This window comes from Streptomyces sp. NPDC001401 (assembly GCF_042895385.1).
Taxonomy (GTDB): Bacteria; Actinomycetota; Actinomycetes; order Streptomycetales; family Streptomycetaceae; genus Streptomyces.
Map to the genome: position 1 here is coordinate 22,634 of NZ_JBIAWI010000031.1, position 19,538 is coordinate 42,171.

20 protein-coding genes and 1 pseudogene are annotated in these 19,538 nt (G+C 66.3%); 4 read left to right on the top strand and 17 right to left on the bottom strand.

What is annotated here, in order from left to right:
- Nucleotides 1–15: 15 nt before the first annotated feature.
- A complete protein-coding gene (locus tag ACFY10_RS52195) occupies nt 16–702 on the top strand; it encodes an HAD family hydrolase (RefSeq protein ID WP_390672480.1) in 687 nt (228 codons plus the stop codon).
- Between the two features lie 257 nt (nt 703–959).
- On the opposite strand, the gene ACFY10_RS52200 is transcribed toward ACFY10_RS52195, so the two are convergent.
- The 16 genes from ACFY10_RS52200 to ACFY10_RS52275 all read right to left on the bottom strand — a co-directional run bounded on the left by ACFY10_RS52200 (nt 960) and on the right by ACFY10_RS52275 (nt 16,963).
- Nucleotides 960–2,438, bottom strand: a complete 1,479-nt coding sequence (locus ACFY10_RS52200; protein ID WP_390672481.1) for a DUF4429 domain-containing protein — start codon at nt 2,436–2,438, stop codon at nt 960–962.
- 471 nt (nt 2,439–2,909) lie between these two features.
- A complete protein-coding gene (locus ACFY10_RS52205; protein ID WP_390672482.1) occupies nt 2,910–4,319 on the bottom strand; it encodes a hypothetical protein in 1,410 nt (469 codons plus the stop codon).
- 1,195 nt (nt 4,320–5,514) lie between these two features.
- Nucleotides 5,515–5,949 (bottom strand): pilus assembly protein TadG-related protein, encoded by a 435-nt coding sequence (locus ACFY10_RS52210; RefSeq protein ID WP_390672483.1) that lies wholly within the window; start codon nt 5,947–5,949, stop codon nt 5,515–5,517.
- Nucleotides 5,946–6,356 carry a pilus assembly protein TadE gene (locus tag ACFY10_RS52215; RefSeq protein ID WP_390672484.1) on the bottom strand — a complete coding sequence of 137 codons (411 nt, stop codon included), beginning with the start codon at nt 6,354–6,356 and terminating at the stop codon, nt 5,946–5,948. The genes ACFY10_RS52210 and ACFY10_RS52215 overlap by 4 nt, the downstream gene beginning before the upstream one ends.
- Nucleotides 6,357–6,436: 80 nt before the next feature.
- Complete coding sequence (locus ACFY10_RS52220) at nt 6,437–6,793, bottom strand: TadE/TadG family type IV pilus assembly protein (RefSeq protein ID WP_390672485.1); 357 nt, start codon at nt 6,791–6,793, stop codon at nt 6,437–6,439.
- 29 nt (nt 6,794–6,822) lie between these two features.
- The gene (locus ACFY10_RS52225) at nt 6,823–7,032 is read right to left on the bottom strand and encodes a hypothetical protein (RefSeq protein ID WP_390672486.1); all 210 of its coding nucleotides are present in this window, start codon (nt 7,030–7,032) and stop codon (nt 6,823–6,825) included.
- A gap of 30 nt (nt 7,033–7,062) precedes the next feature.
- A complete protein-coding gene (locus tag ACFY10_RS52230; RefSeq protein ID WP_390672487.1) occupies nt 7,063–7,956 on the bottom strand; it encodes a type II secretion system F family protein in 894 nt (297 codons plus the stop codon).
- Nucleotides 7,953–8,627: a type II secretion system F family protein gene (locus ACFY10_RS52235; protein WP_390672488.1), complete on the bottom strand. Its 675-nt coding sequence runs from the start codon at nt 8,625–8,627 to the stop codon at nt 7,953–7,955. The genes ACFY10_RS52230 and ACFY10_RS52235 overlap by 4 nt, the downstream gene beginning before the upstream one ends.
- 233 nt (nt 8,628–8,860) lie before the next feature.
- Nucleotides 8,861–10,306: a CpaF family protein gene (locus ACFY10_RS52240; RefSeq protein WP_390672489.1), complete on the bottom strand. Its 1,446-nt coding sequence runs from the start codon at nt 10,304–10,306 to the stop codon at nt 8,861–8,863.
- Entirely contained in the window at nt 10,303–11,076 is a 774-nt protein-coding gene (locus ACFY10_RS52245; protein ID WP_390672490.1) for a MinD/ParA family protein, read from the bottom strand. The genes ACFY10_RS52240 and ACFY10_RS52245 overlap by 4 nt, the downstream gene beginning before the upstream one ends.
- Nucleotides 11,073–11,213: a hypothetical protein gene (locus ACFY10_RS52250; protein ID WP_390672491.1), complete on the bottom strand. Its 141-nt coding sequence runs from the start codon at nt 11,211–11,213 to the stop codon at nt 11,073–11,075. Before ACFY10_RS52250 ends, ACFY10_RS52245 begins: the two co-directional genes overlap by 4 nt.
- 1,615 nt (nt 11,214–12,828) lie before the next feature.
- Complete coding sequence (locus tag ACFY10_RS52255; RefSeq protein WP_390672492.1) at nt 12,829–13,191, bottom strand: hypothetical protein; 363 nt, start codon at nt 13,189–13,191, stop codon at nt 12,829–12,831.
- 376 nt (nt 13,192–13,567) lie between these two features.
- Nucleotides 13,568–14,749: an FAD-dependent oxidoreductase gene (locus ACFY10_RS52260; protein WP_390672493.1), complete on the bottom strand. Its 1,182-nt coding sequence runs from the start codon at nt 14,747–14,749 to the stop codon at nt 13,568–13,570.
- Entirely contained in the window at nt 14,749–15,906 is a 1,158-nt protein-coding gene (locus tag ACFY10_RS52265; protein ID WP_390672494.1) for an MAB_1171c family putative transporter, read from the bottom strand. Before ACFY10_RS52265 ends, ACFY10_RS52260 begins: the two co-directional genes overlap by 1 nt.
- Nucleotides 15,903–16,415, bottom strand: coding sequence for a hypothetical protein (locus ACFY10_RS52270; RefSeq protein WP_390672495.1), 513 nt, complete (start codon nt 16,413–16,415; stop codon nt 15,903–15,905). Before ACFY10_RS52270 ends, ACFY10_RS52265 begins: the two co-directional genes overlap by 4 nt.
- A 104-nt stretch (nt 16,416–16,519) precedes the next feature.
- Nucleotides 16,520–16,963 carry a helix-turn-helix domain-containing protein gene (locus ACFY10_RS52275; RefSeq protein ID WP_390672496.1) on the bottom strand — a complete coding sequence of 148 codons (444 nt, stop codon included), beginning with the start codon at nt 16,961–16,963 and terminating at the stop codon, nt 16,520–16,522.
- Between the two features lie 298 nt (nt 16,964–17,261).
- On the opposite strand from ACFY10_RS52275, the gene ACFY10_RS52280 reads away from it, so the two are divergent.
- From ACFY10_RS52280 to ACFY10_RS52290, 3 genes are all read left to right on the top strand, one after another.
- Entirely contained in the window at nt 17,262–18,119 is an 858-nt protein-coding gene (locus tag ACFY10_RS52280; protein WP_390672497.1) for a GGDEF domain-containing protein, read from the top strand.
- On the top strand, nt 18,116–18,523 hold the full coding sequence (locus ACFY10_RS52285; protein ID WP_390672498.1) for a hypothetical protein: 408 nt from the start codon (nt 18,116–18,118) through the stop codon (nt 18,521–18,523). Before ACFY10_RS52280 ends, ACFY10_RS52285 begins: the two co-directional genes overlap by 4 nt.
- A gap of 210 nt (nt 18,524–18,733) precedes the next feature.
- Nucleotides 18,734–19,024: a winged helix-turn-helix transcriptional regulator gene (locus ACFY10_RS52290; RefSeq protein ID WP_390672499.1), complete on the top strand. Its 291-nt coding sequence runs from the start codon at nt 18,734–18,736 to the stop codon at nt 19,022–19,024.
- A 173-nt stretch (nt 19,025–19,197) separates the two neighbouring features.
- Here ACFY10_RS52290 and ACFY10_RS52295 read toward each other — a convergent pair.
- Nucleotides 19,198–19,475, bottom strand: a pseudogene (locus tag ACFY10_RS52295) (integrase core domain-containing protein); the annotation flags it as partial.
- Nucleotides 19,476–19,538 lie beyond the last annotated feature (63 nt).

The following is a 19,538-nucleotide window of genomic DNA, read 5'->3' on the forward strand; positions in this document are numbered from 1 at the left end:
AAGTTGAGGCTCTCCATGGCATGGCTGGTTCTCTGGGACATCGACCATACGTTGATCGATACCCGCGGTGTCGGCCGGGAGCTGTCGGCCTCGGCGTTCGAGCGCACCACGGGAATGCCGATGCGTGAGCAGGCAAAGATCGACGGCATCACGGAGCCAGTCATCTTCCGTGAAACAGCGAAGCTGCACGGTCTGTCGACGGACCGGACGGACTTCGAGCGCTTCGCCGAGGCACTGGCCGACGAACACCTGAAGCGTGCGGAAGATCTCCGAGTACGGGGCCATGCCCTCCCGGGGGCCGCAGCGGCCCTGCGTGCACTCGACGCCGCCGGTTTCCAACAGACCGTCGTGTCCGGAAACATCAGGGCTGTTGCCGAGATCAAGCTTCGGGTATTCGACCTCGACCGGCACATCCGCTGGGAGCTCGGCGCGTACGGAGAGGATGACGACACGCGTGCCGAACTCGTTCGGTTGTCCCTCGAGCGCGCCGGTGCAGTTGCTGCGGACTCGGTCCTGATTGGTGACACTCCGGCCGACGTTGAAGGCGCGCACGCCAACGGGGTGCGGGTGATCGCGGTGGCGTCGGGGCGCAGCAATGAAGCAACTCTTCAGGCCGAGGGGGCAGAGGCGGTGCTGTCCGATCTGCGCGATGCCGAACTGCTGGTAGGACTCGTGCGTGGCGATGACGGGCGCACGAACTGACAGTCGCGTCGTTCTACGATCCGCGCAGACCAGAGCGCGTTCCTTGAGACGGTGGGACTCGATCCCACGACGGACGGCTTATGAGTCCTTCGAGAATTTTCCGACCGCTTCCCGATCCTGCCTCGTTCTTCCCATATCTTGGCCGGGAATTGGGGAGTTGAACTCTCGCGGAGCGGAGTCGCTTACCGATGCGAGTAAGTCTTGGCCTCTCGGCTTGCCTCTCCAGCGCAGAGGTCACCGCCCAGCCGCGCAGGCGTTCACGGTCGGACCGGTCGTTCCTCTCTGTGCGCGGCGGCCGACGCGGCGCACTCGTCAGCGACTGCCGAGGGCCCACGCTCCAGGATGGCCAGTCCCAGCGCCAGGAACACCTGAAATGCTTCGCTCGACTTACCAAGCAGCAGTCCGGACACTTTCTGCCTGTTGGAGACATGCAGGAGCACGCTGGTGCCGTCTGCGGCGTTGTCCACGCCGAGGAGTTTGTCGAACACCCATTCTCGGCTGGCCTTGGTGCCTTTGAAGACAACGCGCTGGGTGGTCACAATGATCGAGCCTTGATCGACCGGCGTCTGGACCTCTGGACCGGGTATGTAGCTGCGGCTGGATGACCCGATTCGATATGACACGCCTTTCGCGATACGCAGGCGGACTCCAGCGGAGCCTCCGGAGTAGTACCCGGGTTGTCGCCGTGGCTCGACCAGCGATGCCTGGCCGGCCCAGAGGGCTGCCTCGTTCTTCTTGAGGATGATCAAACCACTTGCGATCTTTGTGGAAGCCCCGGCCGCTCCAAGAACGGCCGTGGTGGCCTGGTCGAGCAACGCCTGCTCGCGTTCCCATACGGCCAGGGCCTTGTCGTAGTCCTTGTCGGCTCGCCGGGCAGCACGTCGCTCTTTCCACGAGGGCGCGTGTGGCGCGTCGGTGCTGGCAGTATCCGCTCCGGGCGCGGGGGCGGTGAGTCCGGGATCGGGCTCAGTCCGTGCCGGAACACCGCTGGTTCTGGGGGGCTGCTCGGTGTAGAGGCGGATTCCGGTGCTGCGAATCGCAGCGAGGACGGCGGCACCGAGGACGGCGTACGACTGAGACCGATCAGCGTTGAGTACCAGGGTGTTGACATCGGTTCTCGGATCGCTCGGAGCGGCTTCGGATGTGCCTGCAGGAACGAAGCGCAGCCATCCCGTGAGGCCTGGATGATGCACCCGCACGTCGGCAATGGCGCCCACCGGCAGGTCTCGCTGTCCTAGCCGCTTCTTTTCTGACGCTGCCAGGCGTCCGAACGTCAAGGCGACAGTCTGTCCGTCGAAGGAGACACGTCCGTCTGATCCCGACACCTGCAGGGGCAGGACTCCACTCTCCACGCATGGAGAATCAGCGGCTGCAGTCGTTTTCGGTTCGCTCAGGCGGGCGCGCAACATCTGCGCGAAGGCGTCTGCTTGTGCCGCCTGGGCACTTGAGATGACCAGGGCGTCAGGGTCGCTGCCGGGTCCCGGATCAGGGTCCTTCAGGAGTGGGCGGAGGGGGTCCACGCCGGGCACGAGGAGTAGTCGTAGCGATCCGCGGTGCCAGGACGACGGCGGCTCGTAGTGCACGTCCGCCACCGTCGTGATGGGGTAGCGGCGGATGCGAAGCGCACCCTTGAACGCATCGCCGAACCGACCAACGGAAAATCTCAGCTCCAGAGAATCCCCGGCGAGCGTGAGGGTGCCGTCGTCACCGTGGAGTTGTCCAGTGCCGGACGGCAAGCGCCCAGCTCCCGGGCTCGAGACGGTGACAGAGGTCGCCAGGGGCATCTCTGACGACGGAGCGGCTGCGCGCTCGGTACCGGGCGGCGAACTCGACAGATCATCTACCCAAATCCAGAACGGCCAGTTCTCCGGAGCCGGCGGCCAAGCCGGATCAGGACGCCACCGTGGTGGCGGCGAGAACTCCGGCGGCGGCGAGGGCCACCCGGGCGCTGGGTTGAATCGCCAGGACACTTGCCCGCCCCCCTTCAGGCAGCACGTGCGGGTTTCCCCTTTTCTGACAGTTCTACCCCGACCGGAACCTTTCGGCGTAGAGAATGCACGAGATCACGTGGGCCTAGCTCGCCTGTCCCTCTTGACGTCGGCATCTCGAAGATCGGCCGTTGAGGGTTGTTCCATGCACGCACCAGCCGGTAGCTGGAATCTTCGGGATCACTTCGAACCCGTACAGCGCCGGATCCGGGGAACCCATCAGGCATCGTCGCCGCGTAAGCTGCCACCCCCATGTCCACGCAGCAACGCCTCGCACAGCCCGATCGTGCTCGGGCTGGGTTCCTCGTCTATCTCTGCGAGACTCCTTTTGAGTAGCTCGAATGTCCGGCGCACCGCATCCAAGAGCCCCAACTGCGCCTGCATACGGGCGATATCTCGGTAGATCGCCTCGTTATAGGCGTCCCGCTCTCGCGCACGTTCCAAGAGATGCAATGCCTGTCGGGGATCAGTCCGACTGACATAGCGCACCACGGCCGAGACAGCGTCCAAGAAGTCCCGCCTCAACGCTTCTCGAGGCGTTTCCGCCCACTCGGCGGAGACATCTTCGGCGAAGTCTCCCGTATAGAGGTCGACTGCTCGATGCAGCGCCGCGCTCGCCCTCCCCTCGTCGTCTCCTAGCTGGCGGGATAGCGCAAGAGCGGCCCTGAACTCCCACAGATCCACGACCACATGGTCCTTGTCCAGGGCGTAGCGGCCGTCGCTCTGCACGGTCACATCCGTGAGGCCGCCATGCGTAGCCGCACGGAGAGCCCTGCGCACCTGGCTCAGAGTCGCATGCAGGCTGTTGTACGGGCGGCTGTGAGGGGCCTGGGGCCACAAAGTGGCAGCGACCGTTTCCCGGCGTGCACCCTCTTGGTGCAGAGATAGATATGCCATCAGCTCGCGCTGCTTCTGAGCAAACGCGTCGGTGATTCCCACAGCCACGGGAGAGTCGGGCGAGACGTATCTCAGGCAAACAGCACCAAGGACACTGACCCGGATTACATGCTCGTGGCTCTGGGCCGTTGACCGCGGAACGGCTTCTTCGTCGAGGGGATGTTCGGCAGTCGGAGGAGGATAGCTGGGCTCCGGGATCCGCGCCTCCGAAGTCGCTGCCTCCGCTTCAATCAGCAGCTCAACCAACGCACCTGCGTCATCGGTTGACAGCCTGAACAGCCGGGACCCAGCGAAGGCTCCTTCTGAATCGGCAGGCGCAGCAACCGCGACAGTACCGTCCTCTCGAATGCGCAGAGTGGTTCCCGCCGGCCACTGTCCGACCAAAATGCCCGCCATCCCGAAAGTGGAGCCGTTGTCGAGGACGGCTTGCAGGCGTCGTTCATCCATGGCCTGCGCCGTGGCGACGAGCACGAGTTCGGTCCAACCGGCCTCACTGGCCCCCTCTTGTTCATGCCTTGCGCGCGCACGGGCGAGCAACTCGCCCTCCATCACGTTCAACGCCTCATCTTGGTCGGCGACAACACGAAGACGGCCCATCGGCCTCAGTGCGCTCGCCTCTCGGCCCAGAAGGCGCGATACATCGGGTGCTGCAACAACGAGTTCGGCTCCATCCTGACCTGGAACCCGTTGTTCGCTTAGCAGTTGGACGAGCAGAGCACGTACGGCGTCCATGGCACCCGACCCGACCAGCCCCAACCCTCGAGTCCGCGCAAGGTCCCAAGCGAGTGCACGACCGTCCTTGGCGCCGACGACGTGCGTGGGCTTCCTGGACTCAGACAACACCGTGACGCCGCTTGGTGGTTCACGTCCATTCGGCGCCTTCTCTCGGGCCTGCCGCAGAGCACGGATCACGGGCGCGAACTGGACATCGTCGCGTTTGCCGCTCCCCGGTCGGTAGCGCATCCTCCGGCGCCGTCGTACGGCCACCAGGGCCGCCACGATAGCCGTAGCCAAGCCAAGCCCTACGAAAGTGCCCTCGGGCAGACTGACTCCCGGAGCCGATCCATTGCCCCGCCTATCGGAGTTGGTGGCAGAACTCGACGGCGAGGGCTCCGTCGGTGTTGGCGAACCCGACGATGGCAATGGCGACGCAGTGTTGCGCGAGCCCCCGGGCTTTTCACCAGCGTGGTCGTCGTCTGGAGGCGGGGCGGACGGCAGGGGCAGCCGCAGTACCCAACCCGGCTGGATGAGGTTCGGGTGTGTGAGTGCCCGGCCGTCGGGCTGTGTCCGGTTACGGTTCAGCTCGAAGATCCGCGGCCAGAGCGAACCGTCACCCAGCCGACGCTCGGCGATCCGCCACAGACTGTCGTGGATGCCGTTGCGGGGTGCCCGTACCACGACGGTCGCGTTCGTGTCGTTCGCTCCGCCGTCTGGTCCATGTAGCGGTCGGCCCGATATCCCGGCCTCCCATGGGGAGGTGGTCGATGCACTGTTGGCCAAAGGGTGCTTCTGGACCGCCAACGCCCCATGGAAGTCCCGAGTGGGCGAGAGTGCCAGCACGACGCCTCCCACGAGCGCCGCGGCCAATACCCTCAACGGCCCAGTCCTGGATGCGCGAGGGCTCAAGCGGGGCAACACGCATACGGCCTCGCCGAGCACGTTGAGAACGCTGACGACGAAGGCAACCCAGAGCACCCACAGGGCACACGCGAGCGCATCGAGCAGCACGCCGGTGCTCAACGGCGAAGCCAGGAGCGATACCACTTCCCCGATCCGCGGCAGGTGGCGCGGCAAAGGCCAACCGACGTACCGAGCCAATCCCCAGGGGACCCCTACGACGAGAAGTGCAAGAACGCCGACCGCCAGGATGCCACGCACCAACTCGCCCCCGCGTCGCAAAGTCTGCGCCCCCATCTCAGCCCCATATCTACGGTCCGCGGACCGTGACTCCGCGTACTGGGCGGGCGCTGCCAACGGCGGTGACGGTGAGCTCGTCGACGCCGAAGAGCCGGAGGAGCTCGGTGGATTGGCGGGCCGTGATGGTCACGCTCACGGACGTGGTCGTCGCGGCGACGCTGCCCTCATCGGCTGTGGACGACAGGTATGTTCGCGCGCGCTTGCGTGCCTCGCCGGGGGCCAATGCCCACGTCCCGTCACGGCGATATGCGGCAACGTCGATGGCCTGGGCCCCCGCTCGCGCTGCCTCCTGGGCCTCGCCGAGAGCGCGGCTCTTGGCCGCCAGCGCTAAGCCGCCGTCGAGGACCAGGCCCGCGAACATCACAGTCGCCGCGGTGATGACTACGCCGAAGACCGCGATCTGACCCTTGTCGTCGTACGGCCAACGGCGTGCGAAGCCAGTCACGGAGTCCCGCTTTCCTGAATCGTCGCCTGCGGGTCAGCCCCTCGGTACACATCGACCGGAGAAGCAAATGACTCACGGATGACTGCTCTGCCCGGGACTTGTAGCAGCGCCAAGTCGCTCAGATCGACGAGACACGAGAGCACCGCAATAACGGTGTTCCCGGGCTGCAGACCGCCCGCAATCTCGACATCCAGCGACCGGCAGCCAACGCCCACACCCCCGAGCGCAGCAACAGCCGTCGCGCGGGCCCGGTCCTTCGCTACGTCGACGGAGGAAGCCGTACTCGCCGCTCGGGCCGCTTGATGCGCAGCATCCGCGACGCGCAGACGGGACTCCGTCACGCGTCCGCAGAGAACCATGAAGGCCAGCATCAACAAGGGCACAGCAACGACCAGTACAAGCTCCACTGTCGCCGATCCGCTGTCTGTCCAACTGCACCAACCGCGGCATCCCCTCATGCGCCGCTTCCGCACAGGAGCAGCCCCCGTCATGGCGGCCCTCCCCCCTTTTCGAACGCCTCGATTGGGCCGGCTGCCCGTGCACGCACTGAGACATGAACGAACGGAACGACGCTCGTTGCCTCGCCCGACACACGGACCTCGGCCCGGTCCTCTCCTCGGCGCACCGCAACCTGCGTGTGGTGCAGCGGCCCGCGCCCTATCTGATTGAGGACGTATTGCGCCTCGTTCTCCCCCGCCGCTGCGCTGCCGTTCTCCACCCGCGCGACCGCCAGTGCATGCGAGGCCGCCGCCTGCGCTATGTGGGCCGCGTGGAAGTACAGGGCGGTCTGGGCAAGCAGGAGGACGATGAGGAACATGAGCGGCATGCCGATCACCATCTCCACCGTGGCGCTCCCATCGCCGCGACGCCGCTCTACTTGAACAAGGTTTCCCGGGCCGCTGCCAGGATCTGCGGACCCCAGAGTGACGTGACCGCGAGTGCCAGTGCCGCACCGAAGGCCGTCCAGATCACCATTTCCGGTGTGACGGAGCCGCCGTCGTACGACATCCCTCGAAGAACAGCTCGACGGAGAACCCCGACGATTCGAGCGACAAAACTCCCTCGCGTGGTGAACAGGCACATGACCGAGCTCCTCTCTGCGCCGTGGCGGGGTCATAGCGACGCCGTGATCTGTGTGAAGGCCGGATAGAAGACGAAAATGACGAAGCCGAAGGCCATGAGCATGCAGGGCAACGCCATGCGTTCGGTCGCCGCGTTGGCGCGACCTTCCGCCTCGGCGCCATCCCGATGGCGCATGGCGGCTGCCTTGGCCGACAGCGATGCGCGGATCTTGGACCCCTCGGAGCCGGCCAGGGAGAGGGCAGCGGCGAGTTCGGTCAACCCGTCGATCTCCAGCCTTGTGCCGAGTCCACCCAACGCTGTCCAGGGCGAACTGCGGGTGATCCGCGCCGTGTTGAGGGTTCGACGCAGCTGCTCGAAAGCCCATCCCTGCCCGATGTCGACGGCGTCCTGCAGCGCGGATTCGAGTCCTGCGCCGCCGGCCAGAAGGATGTGAATGAGGTTGAGGTACGCGCCGAGAGCGTGGCGGAAGGCTCCGCGTCGACGTCGTGCCTTGGCCCGTATGGTCACATCAGGGAGCAGAAATCCAGCGGTCGCGAAGGCCACGGCAGCTCCTGCGGATACGGCCCAGGGCTGCGAGTGACCATCGAGTGCGACCAGGGTTTGGCCAGTCGTGGGGAGGAGGAGGCCTATCAGGCCGAGGCTTGCCTTCTCTGCGAGATGGCAGTCGGCCGACTGTTCGGTGAGGGCTAGATCCGCCGCGATGCTTCCGCGAGGCAGCCCGAGTGATCGCAAGGGCCCGATGAACGGCGCCCCCAACCGGACGGCCCAGCCCTCCTGTCGCGCAATCGACCGGATCGCGGGTTTCGCGTCGGGGCGCAGCCGCGCGACGAGGTCGGCCAGGCGCGGTCTCGGTGGGACGAGCCACACGATCAGCCCCCAGAGTCCCAGGCCAACTCCCGCTCCCAGAAGCATGGTCAGCTTCATCGTCCGACCTCCCGGCCCACCGATCGAGCCTTGTCGGAGGCACCGGTTGGACCTTCGAGTCGGCCCAAGAAGCGATCCGGGCCATCGGATCGGGCCAGGCGTCGAAGCCACAGGAATCCGGAGGCGAACAGCCCGCCGATGAACGCAAGGACCAGCTGTCCAGCAACAGTGTTGTACGGATCCAAGAAAGGCCGGTTGAGCAGCACGAGCCCCAGCGCGAAGGACAAGGACGTGATGACGACGACGCGCACGGTCGTCCGCGTACGCGCTCTGGCCGCGTCCACGCGTTGATCTATGGCCACCTGGGCACGCGCCGTTGCGGCGAGTTCGCCCAACAGGGAAGACAACCGCCGGGCCGGGTGCTGTGAAGACAGCACTAGCGCCGCCAGAACCAGGTCGGCCGTCGGCTCTGCCAACTCATCCGCAAGGAGACGTGCCGCACTGGCGAGGCCCTCGCCACGCTCGAGACGCGCGGAAAGCTCCAGGATCTGGGGCCGGATCGACTCAGGCGCAGCACTGGCCGTGGCGACGATCGACTGCTCCAGACCCGCCGCCGCGGCGAGCGTGTCGCGCAGCATCTCGCTCCAGGCCGCCATGCCTTCGATTCGCGCGAGTCGCCGCTGATCAACTGTGGCCAAGCAGAACAACGCCGGCAGGCTCCAGGCAGCCATGGCAGCCAGCAGGCCTCCCGCCACCCAACCCGTAAGAGCCCCGCACATCAGCCCCGCAGCAAACGACACGGTGAGCCGACGGGCGAGGCGGGCTCGCTGTTCCCGAGACATCAGACGTCGTCGGCTGGACACGGCCGGCGCGGTTTCACCAGAACGACGCCACCCTCGTGCAAGTAGAAGCAGCCCCACGGCGAGGCCAAACCCGAGCAGGGCAGCCGAGACCGCATCGGAATTCACGGCAGTCGCCCCCACTCCCCTGGCTCCAATCGAGCGAGGTCGAGCCCGGCCGTCTCCAGCTCGTCCAGCGTCTCGGACCGCAGCGGTACACCGGGCGTCGCTCGTCGGTCAGGTCCCGGTCTGAACACCTCGTTCGAGACGATCTGCGGGCCGTCGGCGTCGACAACCTCCCGTACGGAGGACACCACACGCAGACCGGCCTCCCCGAGCGGTCGGTCCAGGTGCACGACGAAGTCCAGCGCTGAGGCGACCAGAAGATTGGTGGCCTCCAGAGGCAACTGCTCGGCCCCTTGCACCGCGTACGCAGCAAGCCGAGTGAACGCGCCGCGGCTGCTTGATGCGTGCAGCGTAGCCATGGACCCGTCGTTGCCTTGACTCATCGCGTTGCACATGGGGATGACTTCGGGCCCGCGCACCTCACCGACGATGACCCGGTCCGGCGCCATGCGCAGGGCCCAGCGCACCAACTCGGCCTGGCTAATGGCTCCTTCGCCTTCGATGTTCGCTTCACGGGCCTGCATCGCGACGACATCGGGATGAGCTTCGGAGTCGGCGTCCAGGCCGAGTTCAAAGACGTCCTCGATGGTGACGAGGCGCTCCCATGATGGGATCTCTGTCGCGAGCGCGCGGAGAAGCGTGGTTTTGCCGATCGCTGTTCCGCCGGTGATCAGCACGTTCTTCCTGGCCCGGACGATCGCTGCCAGGAATGCTTCGAGTCGACGGTCGAGGGTCCCGTTCCTGCGCAGCTCGGCAAGGGAGACCGCCTTGTAGCGGTGACGCCGGATCGACACCGACGGACGCGGTGTCACTGCCATGACGGCGAACACCCGCTCACCGCCCGGGAGTTGGAAGCTGACTCCGGGGCTTCCTCGGTCGAAGCGCCGCTCCTCCACGCCGGAGCGCGCTGCCAGTTCCCGGATGAGCTGGACCAGTTCGGCATCGGAGCCCAGCGTGGACGGCTGCTCTCCTCGGCGGCCGTCGGAGTAACGCACGAAGGCTCGATCGCCGTTGATGTTGATGTTTTCGATGTCGGGGTTACGGAGCAGCGGTTCGAGGCCGGCCAGGCCAAAGAGTTCGTCGAGCACGGTTGCGATCACTCGCTGCTCGACATCAGGTGGCACGACCCGCCCGCCCCTGGTCATCTGTTCCCGGGCGTACTCCTCGGCTGCATCGGCGAGGATCTCGTCCGCTGCTGCTCTGCGGGCGGTGGCGGTCCAATGGGTCTTGCCCTCGCCCTCCTTCGCATGGATGCGTGCGGCAAGCCCTTCGGAAACCTGGAGGCGAAGTCGCTGTCGGAGCCGTTCCGCGGCGCTGTTCTCGTCCGACCGCATGCCCGGCACCTCGGACGGATCGTGTACGCCGGAGCCCGGCAGCGAATGCGGCATTCCGTTGTGCGCCGGAGAAGCGTAGGTATCGGATTTACGTACCTGTTCCGCCGTCATCGCCCCGCCTCCGCTTCCGAAGCCGCGGCCCTACTCCTGGGTTCTCCGGCCGCCTTGTCGACGAGTCGTACCGCGAGGGCCTCCAGTACTTTGCCGAGCTCCGACCGTACGAGAGCGGAACGCCGACGGCCGACGCCACGCAGCACTGCCGCTCCCCTGGGGTCTTGTGGTAGATGCGCCAACACGTCGAAACCCAGTTCCCGGGACACTTCTTGTGACCGGTAGCCGTCGCCCACAAGCACGAAGGAGAGCCGTTGCGACCACTGGGAAAGCACGTCGACCTTGCTCGCGGCGTGCGCAAGGGCATCGTCCCGAGCACGCATGAGCAGGAGCAGGTCATCGGCGCCTCGGCCGAGCGGCAACACGGGCGAGTGCGGATCCATCCGTCCGCAATCCGCGACGACCACAGCTCCGGCAGGTGTGGCCGCACGCCCGAACGCCGACTTCTCGACACTCACACCCATGAGTTGCGTCAGGGCGGCGTGTGCCTGGTCCGCGCCGGGAGGTCCGGCCACGACGCGCAGCCCTCCGGGCAGCTGTTGCGTGTGCTGCCACAGCAGATCGGACGACTCGGTGCGTCGTGCCGCGGCTGCCAGGCTCACCAGGCCTGGCTCGAGGGCCAAGCGAAAGCGGGCGACCAGGTCGCCGCCTGCCGGATCGCACTCCACGACAACGGGTCGATACCCCTTCGGCCATCGACTCGCGAGCCCCAATGCAAGCGTCGTCGCCCCGGGCGAACCCTTCAGACTGCCTATCGCGATCAGCGTCACGGCCCACCACCTCCGTGGACGACGACGATGCGGATCGTGCCATCGGCTGCTGCAGCCAGCTGCTGGGCGTCGTCTTCGGCGACCAGGAGGGTCACCACCGTCAGCTGCTCGTCCCGGACAGGTCGTACGTCAGCCACCACGGCTGGCCACGACCTGTTGCCAGCGCTTGCAGGCGGGGTATCGCTGGCTGCGTCGTTCCCGGGTACGGCCACCGCCGAGACGTGGCTGCCCGGTCCGATTCCCGCTGGGACCTGACCGGCCTTGAGGCCTACGGCCACCACTGCCTGACCAACGGGCGGGACTCTCGTACGCCCCAGCACGCTCTTGGTCAGCAACGCTCCCGCGGGCAGGCTATAGGCCAAGGAACGCCCTTCTACTGCCGTTCGAGATCCGGCTCGTAGGACGTCGAGACCGCTGTCACGCGCCACCCTCACTTCCCGCAAGTCGGCGCTGCTCAGCTTCTGGCCGACAGTCACTGGCCGAGCAAGCGCGAGCACGGTCTCGCGCTCCCCCAGCCGATCGGTCAGCACCACCGCTCCTGTTACGCACCCGAGGACCAAGAGGACCCCGATCACCAGGTACGGCAACTGGCGCCGACGCGCCACGCCGGAGAGTCGGCTCGGAGCGCGATCTATACGATGCCCGGGCTGGCGAAGATCTGCCCGTGCGACCGGGGGCTTGCCGTGGTCCTTAGCGCGTACTTGCGTCCTCACCTGTCGCCCTCCTCTCCGTATCGCCGCCCGGTGTTCAGCGCCTGGCTCTCGGCGACGCGCACTTGAGCGTTCGACGTCGTAGTGAGATCCGGGAACGCCCCGGACTGCCCAGCGCCTGTCCAAGTGACCGCCCAGTGCACGGTCACCGAGAATGCGTATGCCTCACCGCGATGTCCCGCGGACGAGGTGCGATACGTATGGCCGCAGTCCGGAGATGGACTACTCGCGTGTGCGGCACCTCCGGAGTCGTACGGCGTTCCCGGTCCTGTGCAGGTGACTGTGCCGCCGTCACCCGGCCGCCAGGCTGCCTGCGTGGGCCGCGCCACGGCAGTGACGGAAACCCCGGGTAGCGAGGCCGTCGCAGAGACGTCACGCCAGTCCCTGCGGTCCAGCCAGAACCAAGTCGGCAGATTCACCAACTGCTCGCCGCGCGGGCTCATTTCGATCGCCGGGGGCGGAAGGCGGAGTTGCTTCCAAGCTTGCTGCGCGAGGTTCGCGGGCGTGGGCACCACCGGAGCGCCTCCACCAACCTGAGCGCCATCGCGAATCCATACAGGCGGCCGGTAGAACGCATCCCGTGCCCCGCCCTCAGTGCACTTGTACACGTACCAGGCGCCCTTCTCGCCCGGCTTCGGATCGCCCGCCCGGCCGTCCGCAGATGGCCCGAGCCGGCTGACGAACACCGCCCTCACGGCCCGGGCCCTCTGCCTGTCCGCCGGCCCGTGATAGGCGGCCGTGGCCACTCCCGGCGGAGGCTTGTAGTCGCTGCGTTCGTAGGCACACATCGCAAGATTCGGATCGCGTGCTGAACTCCCGCCGCTCCCATCGTTTTCGCTGCCGCCATCGCGCGACAAAGGCACCCGAGGCTTCGCACGCCGGGGCGCGTCGCTTCCGCCATCCCCGTTGCCCGCGCCGAGTTCGCAGCCCGGATACGGATTCTGCGAGCAGTCCACGGACCCCCAGCCCCCGTCCGCGAGCACTGGGGCGGTGCCGCCGAGTAAGAGCAAGGCAGCCACGCATGACACAACGGATGTACGCCTCAGCATGACCCGATCCCCTCGACGGCGAAGCGGGTGACCTTCCACGTCCCGTCGTCCTGCTTCTTCACCTGCGCGGTGATCTGTTGCCGTCCTCCTGGGGTGTCGTCCGCCAACTGGCCTGTCCTCTTGCGGTACTTCAGCCAGTGGGAGGAGTCGCCGCAGTCGGAGATCATCACAACCGCGGGGTCGGCCGACGGAGCGATCTGTGTGACCGACGGTGAGTTCTTCGGCTCTCCCTTGGTGATGAGGCCGTTGAGATGGTCGGCGTACATGCCCCGAGTGATCGCTCCAAGGGCGTCGCCCATGGCGTGCTGGGCGAGCAGCGGCGACTGCCAGTTCGAGGTTTCCGCCGTCTTGGCCATGTCCTGCCACATGCCCCGGTACGCCTGCGTCGCCTGTTCTTGGGCTGATTCCGCGCGCGACAATGTGCGCGACGCGCTCGGATTCGTCCCGCCCGACTCACGTCGGTCGACAGCGTCTCCGGCGCCCGGCGTGCCGTGGCCCGAGTTTGTGCAACCGGCGACGACCAGAGCCAGTGCGGCGCCGGCACCGGCGTACAGGGCCCGGCACCTCGTTCTTCCGAAACCAGGCACGTTGACACCTCCCGAAGAAGACGAACGCTTCTGCCCACCGCACGCCATGCGTGGGCGCATCCATCCCTACTGCGGGCCGACGGACCTACTTCAAGGTGCGTGGACGTACCGACTTTCGAGTCGGTACGCCCTCATTGCCGACTCTTTACTGTGCGGCGACCTTCTCGTGCCAGTCGATGTGATGGCGAGTGAGCCAGGGAGCCGCGTTGCGCGGGCCGTTCTTCAACAACCTCGGCAGCATGAAGTCGCGCAAGACGCGTTGAAGGGGGGCCGGGATTGCGCGCTTTCTCATCTGGGCGCTCGTGGTGACGAGGCGTTCGATGCGTTCGCGGCGAAGCTGCTCGTACTTCCGGAATGCCTTTGGAATGTCCGGCAGATCGCGAAGGCACATGGCGAGCAGCACGCTGTCCTCCAAGGCCATTGCCGCTCCGTGTCCGGCGTTGGGCGATGCGGCATGGGCCGCATCGCCGATGACAATCATGGAACCCGCATGCCAGATGGGCGTCGACGCCATGTCGTAGACGCGGATTCCTATGACGTCGTCACCAGACGCTTGGATGATCTCAGTGGCCTGGCGCACATCGGAAAACACTCGTTCCAGGGCCAGCCGTTTCCAATCCCTGGAGGGAGCCGTCGCCGAACCGTCCAGGCCGGAGATGTTGGTGAACCACCAGCTGTCTCCCCAGGGTGTGGTCAGGTAGGCGAAGAACGCCCGCTTCCCGTAGATCATGCGGAAAGTCTCCGGCGGTGCCAGCACCGGCGCTTTCCGCGCGTACCCGCAGACGACATCTTCCCCCGTGTACTGAGGGCTGGGGGCATCGGCGTCGATGGTCCGTCGCACGACCGAGTGTATGCCGTCGGCGCCCACGAGGAGGTCGCCGACATCCATGGTGCCGTCCTCGAACGTGGCCACAATGCGGCCGGCGGGAGTACGCCTGGCGGACACCAGACGTTTGCCTCGTTCGACACGGATGCCACGACGCTCGGCCTCACCCTGTAAGGCCCCACAGAGGTCGGCGCGTTTCAGGATGCGTGGCCCGGGCAGGTAGCCGTGCACGTCCCGGTCGAGGCGAGCGCTTGCGAGCTGCTTTCCAGCACTCGTGGTGAACTCAATGCGGCTGCCGGGGAAGGACCGCTCGAGTACTGGCTCGTGTGCGTCGATCGCTTGCAGCGCGTCGATACCGTTGACGAAGAGCGACAGGAAGGCTCCGCGGTCGTCGGCGCCCGCGGGATGGGCCTCGTACACCACTGAGGTTATGTCGGCCTTCTGCAGTGCGATCGCGGTCGCGGAACCCGCGATGCCTCCGCCGATGATCAATGCGCGCATTACGTTTCTCCGTTCGGGCGTTCCGTGCGGAGTGCATCGGACAGTGCTACGAGCTCGCGGACGTCTGCCTCCAGGGAAGCGTCCTCAGGTACGGCGATGGGAACGGCATTCGCAGAAGCAGGCAGTCCCGCGGCGCGGGCTCGCAGCGCCCTCCGCAGCCCGTCCGAGAGTTCCTGGGAAGTGCGGATGCCGGCGTCGTCGGATGCAGTGACGTAGGGGCTGATGCGTACCAGGCCGTCACGGCATTCGATGGCTCTGCGGTAGTAACGGCGATGTACTGCCCGCGGGTTCAACGCGTCTCGCCAGGGCCTCACCGGGATCCGTGACAGCGAGTTCTCCGGAAATTGCTCATGCAAAGCCGTCCACAGAGGTCCCAGCCGACGGTACTGGCGCAGGTGGTGCCACCACAGGCGCAGTGCGATGACGTGCATGACCGCGGCCGGGTAAGTGACGCCGGCCAAGAAGATGACGACGCCCGGCAACAGGAAGAACACCGCTGCGAACCACCCGAGCGTGGTTGCTGCGGCTCCCTGCGTGTGCAGGGACTTCGGCACACCGCTACCTCCTGCCCAGTGCAGGACGACGGCCACCACGAAGAGGACGCTGGCCGCCACGATCGCGATCATGCCGGCAGCGGCCAGCCGGAGTCCGCGTCTCAGCCGGGGCCCGGCGCCGCGGGCATATCGCCGGTTCCATACCCAAGCCCTGCTGAAGCCGAAGACGCAGTACGAGTCCGCGGCCACGAAGAAGACCGCGACGCTCGTCACTCGGTGATCACGGGTTGCGACTCCCCCTGGCGTTAGGAGCGCTGCTGCCATCAGCACCGCAAGCGTCACGGCGAGCGGGATCCCGTACTGCCAAGCCCTTTTCCTCGCCTGACGGCCGTTCAGAGCCGAATAGAGATAGAAGCAGATGAGCCCGTGCACGCCGATCACCACAAGTGAGTGCTCGATCAGGCGTGATTCCATCGGTGTCGTGCCGAGGAGGCCGACTTGGCGGTCGGCGGCTCGGCCAAAGGGGAACGACGCGGTCCAGCCGGTGATGAGTCCGCACAACGACCACAGTGCTCGGTCCTTCGGTGCTCGTATCAGGCGGACGACTGTCCAGGCCAGGACGACGCATGCGGTGATTCCGTAGATCGCGAGGAGATCACTCATAGCCACCCCAGCCGGTCGCTGAGCGCCATACCCATCCGTTCGGCCGCGCCGTCATCCGGGTGCTTGGGAACGACGTGGTCGAGTACGGACGCCCACTCGAGGATGATCGTGGCCACCGTCTCGGCTTCGCGCTCCTGCGCGTCGTCATAGACGGAACGTCCCCTGGCCCATCGAATGGTGCTCTCCTGCAAGAAAGGGAACTCACCTTGCTGCGCCGCCGCTTCGGTGCCCCGCCCCAGAATGCGCAAAAGGCCGGGCGGAGCACAGCTCTGGTGCTGAGCGAATTTGTGGCCGAACTCGTGGAGGATGATGTGCCGCTGATGAGCCCGGCTGGTCTGCCGCTGGTAGACGATGAAGTCGACGTCATCGGTACCGATCCAGAGGCCGAAGGGCCCCGGAAGGGGGATGTCGTAGGCCATCAAGCGGATCGGCTTGCCCTGCTGTTGTGCGAAACGCCGGCACAGTTCCTCTACGTCGAGGGGCGGCCGGATCTCCAGATCGTTGAGCAATCGCCGGCAGCGTCTGCGTAAGTCACGCTCACTCATCGGTCTCGGGTCCCTCCCGTTCACAGCAGGTCATGGGGTTCCGTGCCGGATTGCGGGTGTCGCGCGTGTCAGGTGTCCTGGTCCGTGGAGTTCCGGGTCCAATTCTCGGTGAGGACGTGCTCGACGATCTGGGTCACAATGGCGAGACCCTCAGGGGTGAGTTCCAGGGCACGAAGGGCGAGGTTCCTGACCTCGGGATTGTGGCCGACTCTCGCCAGGGCGACCTCTGCGTCGGTCTGAGTGTCCGAGACGGGCTCAATGAAGTACGACACCGACACCCGGAAAAACTGGGCCAGCACGACAAGCAGATCCATCGACGGATTGCGCTTGGTGCCGTTGCGCAGGGCGGACAGGTAGGCCCCACTCACCCTGAGATCCGGCTCGATCCCCTTCAGCGCTGAGGCGACTTCGTCATTGGTGTACCGCCGCCCCTTCGGTCCCTCCGGACGGATCTCGTCGAAGAGCCGCTCCAGCCGCTCAGCCAGTGTTGAGCGCGCCTCACCACCAGGCACAAGCACATCCCCCTGAACATGAAGCTCATCTGACGCTCTTTCATATCCCTTTACTGGAGCGTCGGTTGACAGGACTGAACGGTTCCACCATAGACTCACTCACCGTCAGATTCAACCAGCAGTTGAGCCACAGAATCTGGCGATCACCCCAGAGTTGTTCAGCCTTGAACCGCTGAGGCACGAACGGCCGCTCAGACGCTCGGGGAAACAACACCTCATTCCAGCTCCCCAGCCCCTGGAGCAGGCCCCAACGGCGCTGCAGCACCACCACGTGCCACACCGCGAGGGGACGATGACCATGGCTCCGCAGACGACTTCGATCCACCGTTCTCGCACGGTGGCCAGTCCGCCCTTTGATTCACCGTTCGACGGACCTACCGACTCGGCGACGGCATACGGACGGGCCGCCCGCTGCACCACGTGCGGAGAGTCCTTCCTCGACACCGTCACCGGCACTCTGTACCGGCATGCCTGGGACCGTTGGGCGGCCTGCACCCTGGCCGACGCCCGACGCGACCGCCGGTCGCTCGCGTTGATCCTCGCTGACGTCGACCGGTTCAAGACGATCAATGACACCTACGGCCACCCGGCAGGGGATGCCGTGCTCCGGGCCATCGCCGATGTGCTCCGCAACGGAAGCGGCGACGCCGGCCTCGTTGGTCGCTACGGCGGCTGTGCCGGGGACGAGTTCCTGATCCTCCTACCCGACCTCGACCTCAACCGCGCGCTCGTCATCGCCCGGAGAATGCGCGACCGGGTCCGCGGCCTCACCGTGAACGTACGCACGCAGCGAGGGGTAAACGTCACGCTGACGGGCCAGACGGTCTCGATGGGCATTGCCGTGGCCGCCGACCTACCGCAGGGCGCACTGGCCGATCTGCTCCTGGACTGCGACGCGGCCCTGCGGCAGGCCAAGAGGAGCGGCGGGGACCAGGTCCGTGTCGCACTCCCCTGCGCCGGCCCCGTCGCCGACGACACCGGAAAACAGACCATCGACACACACGGCGTCGGCCTGCGCCTTCTGCTCGCGCCGGACCACTGCCTCCCCCGCACCACCGAACATGAAATCGCGCTCTCCCCGCTCGGCGTGGAGCACGTCTACACCGTCCTCTCCACGCTCCTCAACCGATGCGCAGCACCCCTGGACACACCATGAAGACAGACGAGCAACAGCAGTCCGTCCACTACTCAGCCTGGGCGCCCGTAGAGGGAGCGTCCGCCGTCCAAGCGGGCGAATGGTGGGACGCCATACGCATCGAGGAGGCCCTCGGAATCGCAGTCGTCCACTACTTCCGCGCGCTGAACCCCTCCCAGCTTGGACCCGTCATCGCCGACCCCGGCATGGCGATTCCCAGCGTCTACTTCCTCGTCCCGCCCGGCACGGCCGCCGACTGGACCATGCCGCACTGTCGATGCCTGGGGCCCAAGTCTTACGTCGTCGTACCGAACGTCTGCCGGACCTACCCTCCCGGGCCGCACTGGATCGTCAGACCCCAGTATGCGGCCCGTCACACCGACCCGGCTTGGTTGCGGTGCTTCCTCGACCTGGCCAATAGGTAACCGAGCTTGCCAACTGACCGCTGGAACAAGGAGATTGCTGTGCAGGATCCGCCAGAGGGCGGCGCTCACCGGCACGCCCGCTTCTCGCACTGGCCGGGTCTACTGCGCCGAAGGGCTCAAGACCGGCAGCGGGAAGACGACCAGCACGGGTGGGGTCAGACAGTCGCTCAACAGTCCAGGTACGCGTTGCGGATTCTGCGCCGTGAGTGGGTGACGGACATTCTGGAAGTGCTGGCAGCCGGCCCGAGCCAGTACGGGGCACTGCTGCAGGCCATCCGGGACAGAACGACAAATCCTCAACAGCCCTCGGAGCGGCGCTATCTCCAGGACTCCGTGCTGAACCGGACACTGAGCAAGCTCCGGGAGGAGGGGTTGGTGTTGCGGGACAGGGAGGAAAGCTTTCCGTATCACACGACGTACCGGATCACGGAGGCTGGACGACAGCTGCTGGATGCGCTCGGGCCGCTGGCCAGTTGGTCGACACGGCACCAGCCGCCATGATCGGGGCAGGGGTCCGCGTGAGCCACGGCATGGGAGTCGACGGTCCCCTCATTCGAGCAGAGTCATTGCTTGCACACTCCGGCCTGGGCGAGCTCGTTTGCGGAACGATAGTGGGGCGCCGTAGACGCACTCGCGCTCGCATCGGGTGAACCGCCCCGGGACCGGTGGAGGCTCTATGCGTTGACTCCAGCCGCCGGTTGGGGCTGGTGTTGAGCGTAGTAGTTGGTTTCGTGTTCGTGGGGCGGGATGTCCCCGGTCGCTGTGTGGAGGCGCTGGTTGTTGAACCAGTCGACCCATTCCGCGGTGCCGAGTTCGACGTCGGAAGGCCGTGCCAGGGCTTGCGGGGCTTGATCAACTCCGTCTTGTAGCAGCCGATCTGGGATTCCATGAGCGCGTTGTCCAGGGCGTCACCAACGGTGCCGATCGAGGCGTCGATGCCGGCCTCGATGAGGTGCGCGTCACGCTCCCTGCCACGAAGCTCTCCCACCCGGTGTCGCACTGCCGGATCGGGCCC